A 2368-nucleotide genomic window follows, 5' to 3' on the forward strand; every position below is an offset into this window, starting at 1 on the left:
TCTAATCCAGGAGCGCCTTGCCGCGGTAAAATATCCGTCCGATTTGGATGACATGCTTATCGATTACAAGCAATGTCTTGAGGAGTCGCCCGATCTTCCGGGGCTCCAAGAAGCCTGCGACCTCCTACGGGAACGCCGGGAAGAGAGAGAGCAAGCCGCAAAAACGTAGGGCGGGCAACCTGCCCGCCGAGGGCGCCGGACGCGTTGTTGATCCGCAGAAGCATCATGGGCGTCTACGGGTGGGGAACTCGACGCGTTGACGGTCCGCGGAGGCGTTATGTGTGCCGTCGCGTAGGGCGGGCAACCTGCCCGCCGAGGGCGCCGGACGTGTTGTTGATTCGTAGAAGTGTTATGTGCGTCGTCGGGCTACTAGCCCGACCTACGGGTGAGGCGCCGGACGTGTTGGCGGTCCGCGGAGGCGTTATGTGTGTCGTCGCGTAGGGCGGGCAACCTGCCCGCCGAGAACGCCGAACGCGTTGACGGTCCGCGGAGGTGTTATGTATGTCGTCGGGTGGGGCGCTCGGCGCGTTGGCGTGGATACGGACAATCGATCAATATGACCCTTCTGGCATCATGAACTTTCGACGCTATTACGTACCCAATTCCATTGTCTTCATCACCCAGGTCGTCGCTGGTCGGGAACCTGTTTTCGCGGACCCTGAGATGGTGCAACTTCTCCGAGAGATTTTGAACGAAGCCAAACGTCGCTATCCGTTTACTACCCTTGGCTACGTCTTCCTTCCAGAACATTTTCACCTGTTGATTCGACCTGAAGCCGGTGTGAACCATAGCCAGATCATGCATTCGATCAAACCGAATTTCACCAAGGCATACCGAAAACAGAGGAGCATTCCTGTTGGTTTGCGGTTTTGGCAGCCCCGTTACTGGGACCATGTGATTCGAGACGCCGAGGACTTTGAACGTCATTTGCACTACATTCACTACAATCCTGTGAAACACGGACTGGTCAATCGGCCCGAGGACTATGCGTTTAGCAGCTATTCACACTGGCAGGCCCGGGGCGCTTACCCTGACCGGTGGGGATGGGAACCGCCGGATGCTCTGCACGGTTTTCAATTGCCGGATTTGTGAGTAGGGCGGGCAAGTTGCCCGCCGAGGGCGCCGGACGCGTTGTTGATTCGTAGAAGTGTTATGTGCGTTGTCGGGCTACTTGCACTTTTACAAAATATCACTGGTATAAGGTATGCTAGATGGCATCTTGCATCAAGGAGTAAAACAAGGAGTGAAAGATGCCTAAAGTGTACCGAATCAGCCTCACTGATGAACAGCAAGCAGAGCTTGAAACAGCTCGGCGACTTCATCCGAAGCCGTATGTGAGAGAGCGTGCTGCTGCCATTCTCAAAGTGGCCGCCGGTTGGTCTCTACGACAGACAGCTTATGTGGGTTTGCTTAAGCGACACGCGCCTGAGACCATCAAAGAATGGTGTGAACGATATTTGGCCGAGGGGATGTCCGGCCTGAACATCCGTTCTGGACGTGGGCGCAAGCCCGCTTTTTCCCCCTCTAAGCCAGGAGCAAGCCGAAGTAGAAGTTGAGCATCTGCTACATCAATCACCCCGTGAGCATGGCATAGCCCGTACGCGCTGGCGTTTACAAGATGTGGGGCGGGCGCTACGATGGTTACAAGGATATAGCGATGCTGGCATCTACAAGGTGCTCAAGCGTTTGGGCTTTAGTCGGAAAAAAGCCTTACATTTCATCCGTAGCCCAGACCCCAACTACCGCTTCAAATGGCAACGCATTCTGGCTGCCTACCAGGAGGCAGTGGCTTGTCCAGACAAGTACGTTTTGCTGTTCCAGGATGAGTTCACCTATTACCGTCGGGCCAAATTGCGAAAAGGATACCAACGACGAGGAAAACGACAGCGTCGCTATCATCATCGTCCTGGGGCTAACACTAAAGCACGTGTTGCCGCGGTCTTGGATGCCTTGACAGGACGTGTGCTCTATCAACAACGTAGCAAGATCGGCCGTAAAGAACTGGTCGCCTTCTATCAACAAATTCGCACTGCCTACCCTGACGCCAAGCGTATTTACCTGGTTGAAGACAACTGGCCGGTGCATAAGCATCCTGATGTGCTTCAGGCAGCGGGGACCCATGACCTATCCCTGCTCTTTTTACCTACTTACGCCTCGTGGTTGAATCCAATCGAAAAACTATGGCGTTGGTTACGCCAGGACATTTTGCATAACCACGATGGTAGTGAAAACTTCAAGCAACTGCGAAAGCAGGTTGAAGTTTGGCTAGAGCAGTTTGTTGATGGTTCCCTGTATCTTCTCCACTATGTAGGCATTCTTTCCAAAGAGGAGTTTGATGCTATACCAGTGTCAATTTGTTAATCTACAA

The 2368-nt window shown here is 53.8% G+C and carries 2 protein-coding genes; both read left to right on the forward strand.

Going from position 1 to position 2368, the window contains the following annotated elements; genetic code table 11:
• Positions 1 to 501: 501 nt before the first annotated feature.
• Complete coding sequence (locus tag D6694_13250; protein ID RMH37516.1) at positions 502 to 1092, forward strand: transposase; 591 nt, start codon at positions 502 to 504, stop codon at positions 1090 to 1092.
• A 399-nt stretch (positions 1093 to 1491) separates the two neighbouring features.
• A complete protein-coding gene (locus D6694_13255) occupies positions 1492 to 2361 on the forward strand; it encodes an IS630 family transposase (GenBank protein RMH37517.1) in 870 nt (289 codons plus the stop codon).
• The last annotated feature ends 7 nt before the right edge of the window (positions 2362 to 2368 follow it).

It is taken from the genome of Gammaproteobacteria bacterium (genome assembly GCA_003696665.1).
Classification (GTDB): domain Bacteria; phylum Pseudomonadota; class Gammaproteobacteria; order Enterobacterales.